Origin of the sequence: Vibrio sp. N418 (assembly GCF_000222565.1) — a bacterium.
GTDB classification, from domain to species: Bacteria; Pseudomonadota; Gammaproteobacteria; order Enterobacterales; family Vibrionaceae; genus Vibrio; species Vibrio scophthalmi.
In genome coordinates this window covers 1-15,245 of the sequence record NZ_AFWD01000040.1, presented here as the reverse complement: position 1 = coordinate 15,245, position 15,245 = coordinate 1, and the positions used below count along the sequence as shown (strand labels likewise).

The 15,245-nt window shown below is 44.9% G+C and carries 15 protein-coding genes; 12 read left to right on the top strand and 3 right to left on the bottom strand.

Annotation, left to right across the window (positions count from 1 at the left end; all coding sequences use genetic code 11):
* Nucleotides 1-5: 5 nt before the first annotated feature.
* From kdsD to mgtE, 11 genes are all read left to right on the top strand, one after another.
* Nucleotides 6-971 (top strand): arabinose-5-phosphate isomerase KdsD, encoded by a 966-nt coding sequence (kdsD, locus tag RH86_RS07620; RefSeq protein WP_005593708.1) that lies wholly within the window; start codon nt 6-8, stop codon nt 969-971.
* Nucleotides 971-1,528, top strand: coding sequence for a 3-deoxy-manno-octulosonate-8-phosphatase KdsC (kdsC, locus tag RH86_RS07615; RefSeq protein ID WP_009385792.1), 558 nt, complete (start codon nt 971-973; stop codon nt 1,526-1,528). The genes kdsD and kdsC overlap by 1 nt, the downstream gene beginning before the upstream one ends.
* Nucleotides 1,525-2,088: an LPS export ABC transporter periplasmic protein LptC gene (gene lptC, locus RH86_RS07610; protein ID WP_009385791.1), complete on the top strand. Its 564-nt coding sequence runs from the start codon at nt 1,525-1,527 to the stop codon at nt 2,086-2,088. Before kdsC ends, lptC begins: the two co-directional genes overlap by 4 nt.
* Nucleotides 2,069-2,566 carry a lipopolysaccharide transport periplasmic protein LptA gene (lptA, locus tag RH86_RS07605; RefSeq protein ID WP_005593705.1) on the top strand — a complete coding sequence of 166 codons (498 nt, stop codon included), beginning with the start codon at nt 2,069-2,071 and terminating at the stop codon, nt 2,564-2,566. Before lptC ends, lptA begins: the two co-directional genes overlap by 20 nt.
* A gap of 2 nt (nt 2,567-2,568) precedes the next feature.
* The gene (lptB, locus tag RH86_RS07600) at nt 2,569-3,294 is read left to right on the top strand and encodes an LPS export ABC transporter ATP-binding protein (RefSeq protein WP_005593704.1); all 726 of its coding nucleotides are present in this window, start codon (nt 2,569-2,571) and stop codon (nt 3,292-3,294) included.
* A gap of 43 nt (nt 3,295-3,337) precedes the next feature.
* Nucleotides 3,338-4,798, top strand: coding sequence for an RNA polymerase factor sigma-54 (locus RH86_RS07595; RefSeq protein ID WP_009385790.1), 1,461 nt, complete (start codon nt 3,338-3,340; stop codon nt 4,796-4,798).
* Between the two features lie 24 nt (nt 4,799-4,822).
* Nucleotides 4,823-5,110, top strand: a complete 288-nt coding sequence (gene hpf / locus RH86_RS07590) for a ribosome hibernation promoting factor (RefSeq protein ID WP_005593702.1) — start codon at nt 4,823-4,825, stop codon at nt 5,108-5,110.
* Between the two features lie 2 nt (nt 5,111-5,112).
* A complete protein-coding gene (gene ptsN, locus RH86_RS07585; protein WP_005593700.1) occupies nt 5,113-5,559 on the top strand; it encodes a PTS IIA-like nitrogen regulatory protein PtsN in 447 nt (148 codons plus the stop codon).
* An 8-nt stretch (nt 5,560-5,567) separates the two neighbouring features.
* Nucleotides 5,568-6,431 (top strand): RNase adapter RapZ, encoded by an 864-nt coding sequence (rapZ, locus tag RH86_RS07580; protein WP_005593699.1) that lies wholly within the window; start codon nt 5,568-5,570, stop codon nt 6,429-6,431.
* A 3-nt stretch (nt 6,432-6,434) separates the two neighbouring features.
* Complete coding sequence (locus tag RH86_RS07575) at nt 6,435-6,713, top strand: HPr family phosphocarrier protein (protein ID WP_005593697.1); 279 nt, start codon at nt 6,435-6,437, stop codon at nt 6,711-6,713.
* A 138-nt stretch (nt 6,714-6,851) separates the two neighbouring features.
* The gene (gene mgtE, locus RH86_RS07570; RefSeq protein ID WP_005593695.1) at nt 6,852-8,207 is read left to right on the top strand and encodes a magnesium transporter; all 1,356 of its coding nucleotides are present in this window, start codon (nt 6,852-6,854) and stop codon (nt 8,205-8,207) included.
* A gap of 81 nt (nt 8,208-8,288) precedes the next feature.
* Here the strand turns inward: mgtE and metH are convergent, their stop codons facing one another.
* Nucleotides 8,289-11,966 carry a methionine synthase gene (metH, locus tag RH86_RS07565; protein ID WP_009385789.1) on the bottom strand — a complete coding sequence of 1,226 codons (3,678 nt, stop codon included), beginning with the start codon at nt 11,964-11,966 and terminating at the stop codon, nt 8,289-8,291.
* A 169-nt stretch (nt 11,967-12,135) separates the two neighbouring features.
* Between metH and RH86_RS07560 the strand changes: the two genes are divergently transcribed.
* Nucleotides 12,136-13,419 carry a cation:proton antiporter gene (locus tag RH86_RS07560; protein ID WP_009385788.1) on the top strand — a complete coding sequence of 428 codons (1,284 nt, stop codon included), beginning with the start codon at nt 12,136-12,138 and terminating at the stop codon, nt 13,417-13,419.
* A gap of 115 nt (nt 13,420-13,534) precedes the next feature.
* Here the strand turns inward: RH86_RS07560 and RH86_RS07555 are convergent, their stop codons facing one another.
* A complete protein-coding gene (locus tag RH86_RS07555; RefSeq protein ID WP_009385787.1) occupies nt 13,535-14,233 on the bottom strand; it encodes a DedA family protein in 699 nt (232 codons plus the stop codon).
* A gap of 30 nt (nt 14,234-14,263) precedes the next feature.
* Entirely contained in the window at nt 14,264-14,671 is a 408-nt protein-coding gene (locus RH86_RS07550) for a hypothetical protein (RefSeq protein WP_223296331.1), read from the bottom strand.
* Between the last annotated feature and the right edge of the window lie 574 nt (nt 14,672-15,245).

Genomic DNA, 15,245 nt, shown 5'->3' with positions numbered 1-15,245 from the left:
TTGTGATGTTTGATTATCGCGCTGCCGCATTAGAAGTGCTTAATATTGAAATTGAAGCATTAAAGCAGCTAGACCAATATTTCAACGACAGTTTTGCTCAAGCTTGTGAGACGATTTTAGCCAATAAAAATGGCAAAGTAGTGATCATGGGAATGGGTAAATCTGGACATATTGGCAATAAGATTGCCGCCTCTCTGGCGAGTACAGGTACTTCAGCGTTTTTTGTTCACCCAGGAGAGGCTGCACACGGCGATCTTGGTATGATTGAGCCAGGAGATATCGTTCTGGCGATTTCAAACTCGGGTGAATCAGGCGAAATATTATCACTATTCCCTGTGCTAAAACGCCTCAAAATCACCATCATCAGCATGACGGGTAAACCGACATCTAACATGGCAAAGCTGGCAGATATTCACCTGCAAATTACCGTGCCGAAAGAAGCGTGCCCACTCGGTTTAGCTCCGACCTCCAGCACCACTGCAACGTTAGTGATGGGAGATGCCCTTGCGGTTTCTTTATTACAAGCTCGTGGCTTTACTGCTGAAGATTTCGCATTGTCGCACCCAGGTGGGGCACTTGGCCGCAAGCTGTTACTAAAATTATCAGACATCATGCACACTGGTGATGAACTCCCCTTAGTTTCACCACAAACCTTAGTGCGTGATGCATTGCTTGAAATAACACAAAAAGGCCTCGGCATGACGGCAGTTGTTGACCAAGATAAACAGCTGCTCGGTATTTTTACCGATGGTGACCTCCGCCGAATTTTAGATAAACGCATTGATATTCATAGCGCTCTTATCAGCGAAGTGATGACCAAAAACCCGACCGTTGCCAATCCAAACATGTTGGCGGCTGAAGGTGTAAACTTGATGCAAGAGAAAAGCATTAATGGATTACTGCTTTGTGAAAACAACACCGTGGTTGGTGCATTGAATATGCACGACCTACTCAAAGCTGGGGTCATGTAATGACTGAAAAAGTCAGCACCTTATATGGTGAAGTTGACGCTGATATTTTAGCGATTGCCAAACAAATTAAGCTATTGATCTGTGATGTCGACGGAGTCTTCTCTGACGGCCTTATCTACATGGGTAACCAAGGGGAAGAACTAAAAACTTTCCACACTCGTGATGGATACGGCGTAAAATCATTAATGAACGCAGGCATTGAAATTGCCATCATTACTGGACGTCAGTCTCAGATCGTCGAAAATCGCATGAAAGCGCTGGGCATTAAACTGATTTATCAAGGCCAAGACGATAAGGTGAAGGCTTACCACGATATTTGCCAACAGCTAGGGATTGCTCCCGAGCAAACCGGCTATATTGGCGATGATCTAATTGATTGGCCGGTCATGGAAAAAGTCGCACTAAAAGTGTGTGTGGCTGATGGTCATCCTTTGCTTGTTCAACGTGCGAACTACGTCACAACCATTAAAGGTGGCCATGGCGCAGTGCGTGAAGTTTGCGATCTGATCCTTCAGGCTCGTGACGAACTAGACGTACACAAAGGTTTAAGTATATGAGTTTATCTCGTATCGGTTATTTACTGCTGGTCGTCATCATTGCCATTTCTGGCTATTACTTGATGACCAACAAAGCCAGTTACGATATTCAGGTCGAACCGAATGTAGAGCTACCACTCTTTACCGGCCATGACCTAACCAACACCTCATACAATGAACAAGGTGTTCGTAGTTACGTGATCATATCCACTGAATTGGACAACTATGCCAGCAGTGGTGATACCGTGTTTGATAAGCCAATATTGAAAGTCTATCTCAATGGCGATATTCAAGAATGGGAGATTACCGCAGAGCATGGCGTATTAACTAAAGATCATGTGCTTACACTGCAAAGCAATGTATTAGGTAAAAATTTACTACCTGACTCCGGATTTGACACATTATCAACTGACATAATGCATATTCAGTTGGATAATCGTGATTTTTGGGCGGATAACCAAGTTACCCTAATTGGCCCTCAATTTGAGACGGTAGGTCAAGCGATGAAAGGCAATTTCGCTGACAACACCGCGATACTTTACAATCATGTACAAGGCAGATATGAAACTCTCACACCTTAGTTTAATCGCCTGTTTGTTCGCAGCAACACAGGCTATGGCATTGTCGACTGACCGCGATCAGCCTGTATACATTGATTCAGACAGTCAACACCTTGATATGCAAAGCAACCAAGTCACCTTCCTTGGTGATGTAAAGCTTAAGCAAGGCAGCATCAATATCAATGCCGACAAGATTATCGTCACTCGTAATAAAACAGATGGCTCAATCAACAAGATTGATGGCTATGGCAATCTAGCGACCTTTTCTCAGCTCACTGACGATGGCAAAACCTTATACGGTGAAGCAAAAGAGCTGCATTACGAAGTGAGTAACGACCAACTCACGATGATTGATGACGCAATGTTGGCACAAGATGACAGCGAAATTCGCGGTAATCATATTCGTTACCATATTTCATCACAAAAATTAGTTGCTGACGGTAAGCAAAAGGGCGATCGAGTGTCGACCGTACTTCAGCCTCAAGCAGTACAAGAATAATTATGGCGATTTTAAAAGCAGAACACCTAGCGAAAAGCTATAAAAATCGAAAAGTGGTTTCTGACGTCAGCTTACAAGTTGAATCAGGCCAGATAGTGGGATTACTAGGCCCTAATGGTGCCGGTAAAACAACTTCGTTCTATATGATCGTCGGCTTAGTGGCTCGTGATGAAGGTGTTATCAGTATTGATGGACAAGACATCAGTATCTTACCGATGCACAGCCGCTCACGCATGGGGATTGGCTACCTACCACAGGAAGCCTCTATCTTCCGTAAATTGTCGGTACAAGACAACATTATGGCAGTTTTAGAAACCCGCGAAGAGCTAACCCGCGAAGAGCGCCAAGATAAGCTGGAAGATTTATTAGAAGAATTCCACATTCAGCACATTCGTGAAAGTGCGGGTATGGCACTATCAGGGGGTGAGCGTCGACGTGTAGAAATTGCACGCGCACTGGCCGCTAACCCACAGTTTATTCTGTTGGATGAACCTTTCGCTGGTGTCGATCCTATCTCGGTAATCGACATCAAGAAAATCATTGTCCATCTTCGTGATCGAGGCCTTGGGGTTTTGATTACAGACCACAACGTTCGTGAAACGCTTGATGTATGTGAAAAAGCCTACATTGTAAGCCAAGGACATCTTATTGCAGAAGGGACACCAGAAGACGTGCTTAACAACGAGCAAGTGAAACAAGTTTATCTTGGTGAACAATTCCGACTATGATTATTAAAAAGTCTGTAGAACTTTAAAAGGCATGTATTACTGAATGAAACCCTCATTACAACTCAAGCTAGGACAACAGTTGGCGATGACGCCACAGTTACAGCAGGCCATTCGCTTGTTGCAGCTGTCTACATTAGATCTTCAACAGGAGATTCAAGAAGCCTTGGACTCCAACCCACTGCTCGAAGTGGAGGAAGGCAATGAAGAACTGACCACCAGCGAAGAGAAAAACCGTAATGAGGAAAAAGAATCCAGTGCGGAAGTCGCAGAAAGTGAGCAGCAAGATAGCTCAGAGCTGATTGAAAAATCAGAGATCAGTTCTGAACTTGAAATAGACACTACATGGGATGATGTCTATAGCGCAAATACTGGCAGTACGGGCATCGCCGTCGATGACGATGCACCGATTTATCAAGGTGAAACCACCGAATCTCTTTACGACTACCTCATCTGGCAACTCGATTTAACCCCATTTAGTGAACTTGATAGAACCATTGCACTTGCACTGATTGATGCCATTGATGATTACGGTTATCTAACCGTACCGCTTTCCGAAATTCTGGAAAACTTTGATCATGAAGAAGTAGAACCAGAGGAAATTGAAGCCGTTCGTAAACGAATTCAGCAATTTGACCCACTCGGTGTCGCCTCTATCAACTTACAAGACTGCCTACTACTCCAGCTAGCGACTTACCCAGAAGACACGCCTTGGTTAAACGAAGCTAAACTGGTGTTGACCGATCATATTGATCAACTTGGTAATCGGGATTACAAGTTGATCATCAAAGAGACTAAGCTTAAAGAAACGGAGCTACGTGATGTACTCAAACTGATCCAACAATTGGATCCGCGTCCGGGTAGTCGCATATCGAGTGAGCAAGCCGAATACGTGATCCCTGATGTATCCGTATTTAAAGAACATGGAAAATGGATGGTGACCAGCAACCCTGATGCCATTCCACGTTTAAAAGTCAATCAACAGTACGCCGCACTCGGCAAAGGCAGCAGCCCAGATAGCCAGTACATTCGTTCTAATTTGCAAGAAGCAAAATGGCTAATCAAAAGCTTAGAAAGCCGAAACGAGACACTGCTCAAAGTTGCCAAGTGTATTGTTGAACATCAAAGAAATTTCTTCGAGTATGGCGAAGAGGCGATGAAACCAATGGTACTCAATGACGTCGCTCTCTCCGTGGATATGCATGAGTCAACTATCTCTCGTGTTACGACACAGAAGTATATGCACACGCCACGCGGTATATTTGAATTGAAGTATTTCTTCTCCAGTCACGTCAGTACAGACAATGGTGGAGAATGCTCTTCAACTGCAATTCGTGCTTTAATTAAAAAGCTCGTCGCTGCAGAAAACAGCGCTAAGCCTCTTAGCGATAGCAAAATTGCAGCTCTACTCGCTGACCAAGGGATTCAGGTCGCTAGACGAACAATAGCTAAATACCGAGAGTCCTTGGGCATTGCCCCTTCAAGTCAGCGTAAACGCCTACTTTAAGGCAACAACCGAGAAGGAAAGCCTATGCAAATCAATATTACTGGCCACCACGTTGATCTTACCGACTCAATGCAAGACTACGTAAACGAAAAATTTCAAAAGCTGGAGCGTTTTTTCGACCACATCAACAGTGTTCAAGTGGTTTTAAAAGTTGAAAAACTTCAGCAAATCGCAGAAGCTACCCTTCATATTAATCAAGGCGAAATACATGCGTCAGCTGATGACGAAAGCATGTATGCCGCAATCGACTCGCTAACCGATAAACTGGTTAGACAGCTCAATAAGCACAAAGAAAAACTACATAATCATTAACTATGCAACTTAGCGAAATTCTAACCTTGGACTGCACCAAAAGTGCAGTCCAATGCACCAGCAAAAAACGCGCTCTTGAGATGATCAGTGAAATCGTCGCAGAGCATACCGGACAAAACTCAACCGAACTGTTTGAATGCATGCTCAGTCGTGAAAAGATGGGCAGTACTGGCATTGGAAATGGAATAGCCATTCCCCATGCTCGTATGCAGTCAAGCGACCAAGCTGTCGCCGTCCTTTTACAATGCGAAAGCCCAATAGAATTCGACGCGATTGATAACCGTCCCGTTGACCTCCTATTTGCTTTACTTGTGCCTGATGCACAATGCAAAGAACACCTCAAAACCCTCTCATGTATGGCTGAACGTCTTAACGACAAGCTGATCCTCAAGCAGCTTCGCAAAGCGCAGTCGGATCAAGAGCTGTATGACATTATGATCAACAGGTAGTCGTTGTTATGCGTTTAATTGTAGTCAGTGGCCAATCAGGAGCAGGTAAAAGCGTAGCGCTACGTGTGCTTGAAGATTTAGGTTACTATTGTGTTGATAACCTTCCTGTTAACCTATTGAATGTATTCGTACAATCCATTCAAGGCAGCAAGCAAAATGTCGCGGTCAGTATCGATATTCGTAACCTACCCGAAGAACCAACCTTGGTTAACGATGTACTACAAAAGCTAAAACAAGAAACCGATGTAAGCGTGCTGTTTCTTGATGCCAATAAAGACACTTTACTTAAGCGATACAGCGAAACTCGCCGTATCCACCCCCTCTCATTGGCACATGAAAGCACCTCGCTCGAGCAAGCGATTGAAAAAGAAAAAAGCATTCTTTCGCCACTCAAAGAACACGCTGATCTCATCATTGATAGCAGCAATCAATCGCTGCATGAATTGAGTGAGAATGTTCGCCGGCGAGTAGAAGGGCGTGAACGCAAAGATTTGGTGATGGTATTCCAATCATTTGGTTTCAAATATGGCCTACCCAGTGATGCTGATTATGTCTTCGATGTGCGTTTTCTTCCCAATCCACATTGGGAGCCCGATTTACGCCCACTCACTGGGCTAGATGCACCAATTAAATCCTATTTGGAAAGCCATCAAGAAGTGATTGAATTAAAACTCCAAGTGCAGAAATTCATTGAACACTGGCTACCAATGTTAGAAAAAAATAATCGCAGCTATCTGACGGTGGCGATCGGCTGTACTGGCGGCAAGCACCGCTCAGTCTACCTCACCCAACAAATTGGCGAGTACTTCGCTGAACTAGGCCATCAGGTGCAAATTCGCCACACCTCGCTTGAGAAAAACCGACAGGATTAACGCATGCCGCAAGAGAGTAAAACCGTCCTAATTGAGAATCGACTTGGGCTACACGCTCGTGCGGCAGTTAAACTGGTTGAACTCGCACAATCATTTAATGCCATTTTGACCATTCAAAACCATGATGGAAAAGTTGCCACTGCCGACAGTGTTATGGGCTTATTGATGCTCGAATCAGCACAAGGCGAGCATGTCACCATTCACGCTGAAGGGAATGATGCAAGCGAGGCATTAATCGCGGTTTGCCAGTTAATTGAGCATAAATTTGACGAAGATGAGTAACCCTTCACCTACACTGATTACATCTACGGCTCACTTATCAACAGATAATTAGATTTTCTTAACACTAACTTATTAAACAAGCCGTTAAATTAAGTTACTATTCAACGCATTGTAACCATATAGAGTCAGGGGGAATCGATGGCCGAGCAAATAGAGTTTGATCAAGCTCACCAAGCCCTCCAAGAAGTCACAGATGCTCTAGAAAATGGCCGTTTCGTCCACGTCCGCCGTCAGCTGCAGGACATGGAACCGGAAGATATCGCTCATCTCTTAGAAGCCTCTCCGCGTAAAAGCCGTGAAGTTCTTTGGCAACTAACCGATCCAGAAGATTATGGCGAAATCCTCGATGAATTAAGCGAGGATGTAAAAGACGATCTTGTGTCTAGAATGGCGCCAGAGATGTTGGCTGAAGCAACCGAAGGCATGGACACCGATGATGTCGCTTACGTCCTCCGAAGCCTGCCTGACGATGTTTCGCGTGAAGTACTTTCGCAGATGGATGTGGAAGATCGTCAACGTGTTGAAACTGCCCTATCGTATTCAGAGGATACCGCAGGTAGTTTAATGAATACCGACGTCATTACCATTCGTGGTGATGTCGATATTGACGTTGTGCTCCGCTACTTACGTATGCGTGGTGAACTACCTGAAGCGACCGATGCGTTGTACGTCATTGATGAAGAGAATCGCCTAATTGGTGAGCTCTCATTAACGGCCATTCTTACCACCCAACCCGATGTCAAAGTTGCGGATGTGATGGAAGATGCGGACGATGCAATCGAAGTGACGATGAAGGACTCCGATGTCGCGAGCCTATTCGAACGTCGTAACTGGGTTTCTGCTCCTGTCATTGATGAGAACCAACTACTCGTAGGTCGTATCACCATCGATGACGTGGTTGACGTTATTCGTGAAGATGCCGAGCACTCAATGATGAGTATGGCGGGTCTAGACGATGATGAAGATACCTTTGCCCCGGTGGTGAAATCGGCGCGCAAACGTAGTGTTTGGCTTGGTGCGAATGTACTTGCAGCCCTTGCAGCGGCCTCAGTTTCCAACATGTTTGAAGCCACTTTAGATCAAATGGCGGCCATTGCAGTCTTGATGACTATCGTACCTTCGATGGGTGGGGTTGCGGGTAACCAAACCGTTGCTCTTGTCATTCGTGGCTTAGCATTAGGCCATATCGGTGATTCAAACAAACGTGAATTGTTAATCAAAGAAGCCGCGATCGGTTTTCTCAATGGCATCATGTGGGCGTTAATCATTGGTGGTATTGTGGTTGCTTGGAAAGGCAATTGGATACTTGGTGGTATTATTTCCGCAGCGATGATGACCAACTTATTGGTCGCGGGTATCGCGGGGGTAACCATCCCTATTATGCTGAAGAAAATGAATATCGACCCAGCGCTAGCGGGTGGTATGGCGCTAACAACCGTTACGGATGTAATTGGTCTATCGGTTTTCTTGGGCTTAGCGACGATTTTTATTTAACTCGTTCACAGCAAAATCCCAATAAAAAAGCACAGCTTCAAGCTGTGCTTTTTTGTCTCTTTAGCGGCTAGCAAAGGCGTATTAATTCATGTTGGGCCCGAGCCATTTTTCAGCTTCCAACATATCCCAACCTTTTCGGTCAGCATAGCTTTCCGCCTGATCTTGCTGAATTTGCGCAATGGCAAAGTAACGAGAATCAGGGTGCGAGAAGTACCAGCCCGAAACCGCCGCGCCCGGCCACATCGCATAGCTACTGGTCAGAGACATCTCTATACTCTCTTCAACATTTAGCAACTCCCACAACGCTCCTTTTTCGGTATGCTCTGGGCAAGCAGGGTAGCCAGGTGCAGGGCGAATACCTTGATACTTTTCTCGAATCAAATCATCATTAGAGAGCGCTTCATCACTTGCATAACCCCAGATTTCCTTACGTACTTTCTCATGCAAATACTCAGCAAATGCTTCAGCTAAACGGTCCGCAACCGCCTGAATCATAATGGCGTTGTAGTCATCACCAGCAGCTTTATATTGATCGGCCAACTCTCTTTCACCGATACCTCCGGTAACCGCGAACGCACCAATCCAATCAAGTTTACCGCTCTCTTTCGGCGCGATGTAATCTGACAGACAGTAGTTAAACCCTTTCGGTTTCTCGGTTTGCTGGCGCAGGTTATACAGCACTTTGGCCACTTCTGTACGTGATTCATCGGTATACACTTCAATGTCGTCACCAACACTTGCTGCTGGTAACAATGCACACATACCACGCGCTTCCAGTAACTTTTCACGCTCAACACGATCAAGCAACTCATTGGCATCTTTGAATAGTCGCTTAGCTTCCTCGCCTACTTCTTCATGTTCTAAGATTGCTGGATACTTACCCACCAACGACCAAGTCATAAAGAATGGCGTCCAATCGATATATTGGCGCAAAGTAGCAATATCAAAATCTTTAAATATATGCACACCCGGTTTAGCTGGAGCTGGCGGCGTGTAGCTAGCCCAGTCAATCGCGACCTTATTCGCTCGCGCCCTTTCAAGTGTCACAGGGCGAGTACGTGGCTTCTTACGACGGTGCTGATCTCTCACCACTTCATAATCCGCATCCAACTTCTCAACAAAAGCAGGATAAAGTTCTTTGGACAACAGCGAGGTACACACCCCTACCGCTCGTGATGCATTATTCACGTACACAACTGGCTTGTGGTAATTCTGCTCAATCTTCACCGCCGTATGCGCTTTAGAAGTCGTTGCACCACCAATTAACAATGGTAGTTCAAAGCCTTGTCGTTCCATCTCTTTAGCTACATGCACCATCTCATCAAGTGAAGGGGTGATCAGGCCAGATAAACCGATGATATCGACATTCTCTTCTTGCGCGACTTTGAGGATCTTTTCACATGGCACCATGACGCCAAGATCGATAATTTCATAGTTATTACATTGCAAAACAACACCAACAATGTTTTTGCCAATGTCATGAACATCCCCCTTCACTGTAGCTAGAAGAATCTTACCGTTGGTCGAGCCCACCTCTTTAGAGGCATTGATGAACGGCTCTAAGTGAGCAACCGCCTGTTTCATAACGCGTGCAGATTTGACAACTTGCGGTAGGAACATTTTGCCTTCACCAAACAAGTCACCCACCACGTTCATGCCATCCATCAATGGGCCTTCAATGACCTCGATAGGACGAGAAGCATTAACACGCGCTTCTTCCGTGTCTTCAACAATAAATTCGGTGATACCTTTAACCAGTGAGTGCTCTAGTCTCTTTTCAACCGGCCACGTTCGCCACTCTAACGACGACGCGTCTTCCACCTTGCCCACGGCTTTATCAAGATACTCTTGGGCGATGTCCAGCAGGCGTTCAGTCGAATCATCACGACGGTTAAGCACCACATCTTCCACTGCTTCACGCAGGGTTTCTGGCACATTGTCGTAGATCTCAAGCTGACCCGCGTTAACGATTCCCATATCCATACCATTCTTAAAACAGTGATAGAGGAAAACCGCGTGAATCGCTTCACGTACATAGTTATTGCCACGGAAAGAGAACGAAACGTTCGACACGCCACCAGAAATCATCGCATGTGGTAAGTCTCGTTTAATATCTGCCACCGCTTCGATAAAATCGACCGCGTAGTTATTGTGCTCTTCAATGCCCGTCGCAACAGCAAAAATATTTGGGTCGAAGATGATGTCTTCTGGCGGGAAACCCACTTCATCAACCAAGATGCGGTAGGCGTTGGTACAAATCTCAAGTTTGCGCTCACGAGTCTCTGCTTGGCCAACTTCATCAAATGCCATGACAATAATCGCCGCGCCATAGCGACGAACAAGCTTGGCTTGAGCGACAAACTTTTCTTTGCCTTCTTTCAGCGAAATCGAGTTAACGATGCCTTTGCCTTGAATGCACTTTAAACCCGCTTCAATGACTTCCCACTTAGAGGAATCAACCATGATGGGCACTTTGGAAATTTCCGGCTCCGATGCACACAGGTTCAAAAAGCGTACCATACAGGCTTCGGCATCAATCATGCCCTCATCCATATTGATATCGATGATCTGTGCGCCGTTTTCAACTTGCTGACGCGCAACATCGAGCGCTTCTTCGTACAACTCCTCCTTGATTAAGCGTTTAAAGCGAGCAGAGCCGGTCACGTTAGTTCGCTCACCCACATTTAAGAACAAGGTATCTTTCTCGATCGTTAAAGGCTCTAAACCTGATAAACGACACGCAACTGGCAAATCCGGTAATGATCTTGGCGTCACACCTTCTACGGCTAGCGCCATTTGGCGAATATGTTCAGGTGTTGTGCCACAACAACCACCAATCAAGTTTAAGAATCCGCTCTGCGCCCACTCAGTCACATGTTCAGCCATATCCTCTGGTGATAAATCATACTCACCAAACGCATTAGGCAGACCAGCATTTGGGTGGACTGAAACAAAGGTTTCCGAGATACGCGATAGCTCAACCACATAAGGACGCAGTTCGTCAGGGCCCAATGCACAGTTCAGGCCAAACGAAATAGGTTTAACATGACGAAGAGAGTTATAAAACGCTTCTGTCGTTTGCCCAGAGAGGGTACGCCCAGAAGCATCGGTGATCGTACCGGAGATCATCACTGGCAGTGAATACCCTAGCTCTTCAAACACCGTTTCTACCGCAAACGCACACGCTTTGGCATTCAGAGTATCGAAGATCGTTTCAAGTAAAATGAGATCCGCGCCACCTCGAATCAGCGCATGAGTCGACTCTGAATAAGCTTCGACCAGCTCATCAAAACTCACATTGCGATAACCAGGATCGTTAACATCGGGAGAGATCGAACAGGTTCGGTTAGTTGGGCCTAACACACCGGCGACATACCTTGGTTTATCTGGTGTCTTAGCCGTCCATTCATCTGCGGCCTCACGAGCAAGTTTAGCCGCAACGAAGTTAATCTCTGCACTCAGGCTTTCCATGTCGTAATCGGCCATGGCAATAGTGGTCGCATTAAAAGTATTGGTTTCGAGAATATCTGCACCGGCTTCCAGATAGTCGAGGTGAATATCTTTAATCAATTTCGGCTGTGATAACACCAACAGATCATTGTTCCCTTTGAGGTCACAATGCCAATCCGCGAATCGCTCTCCACGGTATTCTTGTTCTTCTAATTTGTAATCTTGAATCATGGTGCCCATGCCACCATCAATCAATAAGATGCGTCGCTTTAGTTGCGCCTCGATCTGTTGTCTTATTTTGCTTCCCACAGTACAGCCTCATTCCTTTGTGTATGACACCATCCTATCATACAATTCAAAGGAGTCTAGACGTCTAAAATAGTTAATCCCTAACAGCACCATGACGAAATAATATTTGCCATTTGCTCATCTTAGGCACAGAATTCTTATTCACAATTTGTTACACAAGAGTCCAAATATGTCCGTCTACTACACTCTTTGTTTTTTATCTGCTGCCGCGATGCTTATTGCTTTTATCAATAGCAAAATCGGCAAGATGCAAACAACCATCGCGATCACCGCGGGCTCAATGATGCTTTCATTACTCATCTTGATTGCAGGCCAAAATGACTGGTTTCAATTGACGGAAATTGCGACTCACACCATGTCGAGTATTAACTTCGAAGATTTCTTGCTTAAAGGCATTTTAGGTTTTCTACTGTTTGCCGGTGGTCTTGGGATTAAATTACCAAACCTTAAAGATCAGAAATGGGAAATAACCGTATTAGCCTTAGGTGCTACGCTGTTCTCTACCTTCTTTATTGGTTACGCTCTATTTGGTTTTTGCCAACTTATCGGCATCAAATTTGACCTCGTTTACTGCCTGCTGTTCGGTGCACTTATTTCTCCAACCGATCCCATCGCCGTTCTTGCCATTGTAAAAAAACTCAATGCACCAAAACGCATCTCAACTCAAATTGAGGGAGAATCGTTATTTAATGACGGCTTTGGTTTAGTCATTTTTGTGACCATCTATACCATCGCATTTGGCAATGAAGCACCAACGCTAAGCAGCGTCTCTATGCTATTTGTTCAAGAAGCGATTGGCGGCATTGTTTATGGCCTACTACTCGGCTTAGTGTTCCACTATCTGATCTGTGCAACGGACGACCACTCAATGGAGTTGCTATTAACCATCGGTATCCCAACCGCAGGTTATGCATTGGCTGACATTCTTCATGTATCCGGTCCTCTGGCGATGGTGGTCTCTGGTATTATGATTGGCAACTGGACGCGCTATATTGGCTTTTCAAAAGAGAGTGAAGATCATCTCGACCATTTCTGGGAGTTGGTCGATGAGTTCTTTAATGGCGTACTGTTCTTACTTATCGGTATGTCGATGCTGCTATTCAAATTCCACCAAGAAGACTTCATTCTAATGGCGTTTGCCATTCCATTGGTCTTAACAGGTCGCTTCCTCAGCGTATTTTGCTCTTATATAGGTTTTAAACGTTATCGAACCTATAATCCTTGGTCTATCCCTATCTTAACCTGGGGCGGCTTACGTGGGGGCTTAGCGCTCGCCATGGCACTATCGATTCCTGCAGGCATTTGGGTTATCCCAGAAAAACAAATCGATGTAAGAGAAATTATTCTGGTCATGACATACGCCGTCGTTGTTTTCTCGATTTTGATTCAAGGGTCGACCATTACCCCAATGATTGAAAGAGCGAAAAAAGCAGAAGTAAAAATAGAATCATAAATCATATAAAAAATAAAAAAGGCAGCCGAGGCTGCCTTTTTTATTGTAATCGTATTGCTCACACTAACCTTTAGGTAGCTTTTAGATCATCGTAACCCAAAAGCCCTAATATGGCTTAACGCTCTACTTTTTCAACAATCGGTTTCACCTTGCTGGCTTGTTGCTCATTCAAAGCACGACGGACACGCATTGTAATAAAGCCCAATAGCGCGGTAACAAAAGTGATCACTGGAGCAGCCATTAAAGCCATCGTCACTAACTTGCTGATGTTTTCAGGCAACAATGGTAACAGCATACCGAAAGAGCAAAGTAACAAGGTCCATAAAATAGCGCTTAACCATGCAAAGTAGTGGAATTTGTTCACTTTATTAGCACGCATACCCATCATCAACGGCAGCAGAGAGCGCACCACTGGCACAAAACGCGCACAGAACAAAGCGACTAATCCATGCTTACCCAAAAGCATATCAACTTGCTGTAAACGCTTTTGCGGAACTGCATTTACCCAACCTTGAACTTTAGGCAGACGATTGAGTAGACGTCCTTGTACATAGGCAGCCCAACTTCCCGTTGCCGCGCAAGTCGCGATAATAATCAACACCAGAAATGGATCTAATACGCCAACAGCCGCTAACGTACCAGATAACACCACTACGCTATCGCAAGGAAATGGTGCCGCGGGAATAAAGCCACTTTCTAAGAAGATCAGCGCACCCACCACAAAATACACCATGGCAGCACTGCCTGGTGTCATTAAGGTCGCAAAGTCTTGATGCCATAGCGCCATCAAGACCGAAATAATTGAATCCAACATTTTTTTACCTCATAAACAGAACAGATTTTATTAACCAATCTGCAAATGATTTCGGCTATGTATAAAGCGATAAATTAAATTAGATTCATAGTGTTGTTTAACTCGATAACCCATTGCACCAATGGGTTCTTCAACAAGCAGTGACAATGCACGAAACGCCAGTGCACTGAGTGTGTCGTTGGTCAACAAGCAGTAACTTAGCTGATTTTGCCGTTCGGCAGGTTTGTTTAGATAACGGCTCAGTAAATAGTAATGGAAGTCTTTATAGTTAAGGATCGCTAATTGACGAGAGATTTGATGCTCAGAAGGCAGCCGAAGTTGATAAGCTTCGGCGATAAATTCAGGATCACGAGGCAATACCTGTTCATCCGTCGCATTGGCAAGCAACAGAACTAAACAAGCCGCAGAGAAAAAACCTCTTACTCGCAAACACTCCACTCCAGATCAATTTTCACAGCGACATTGCTGCAAAACTATAAACTCTATGTGGGTTTTAGCCCCACTTGCCAATAAGTTCAATAGTGATTATCTATCGTAACCATCACTACAAAATAAAAGGAAAATAAAGGTAATGAACCAACGTAAAAAGCACAGATATTCTAAGAAGTTGCACCTATCCCTATCAGTACGATTAGCAGGCTTAGCGGTATAAAGTATTTGAAAGATAGGGCGAGAAGCGAGAAGCGAGAAGCGAGAAGCGAGAAGCGAGAAGCGAGAAGCGAGAAGCGAGAAGCGAGAATATTGTAGCCGCCAAGATCTCCAATAAAAGGCCTAACTTACTGAATAGTCGTTATTTTTTAATACAGACGTAAAAAACCTGCTATTGCTAGTAGGGCTTCTCCAAATAAGTGGCGGAGTGGACGGGACTTCTAATAACCAAGAAAGCAACCCGCCCCCGGAGTGACAGGTCGCCAAGCTCTTCGATAAAAAGCCTAACCAACTGAACTACCACTATGTTCATTTCCTATAGACGTAAAAAAGCCCTGCTATTGCTAGCAGGGCTTTTTCAAAA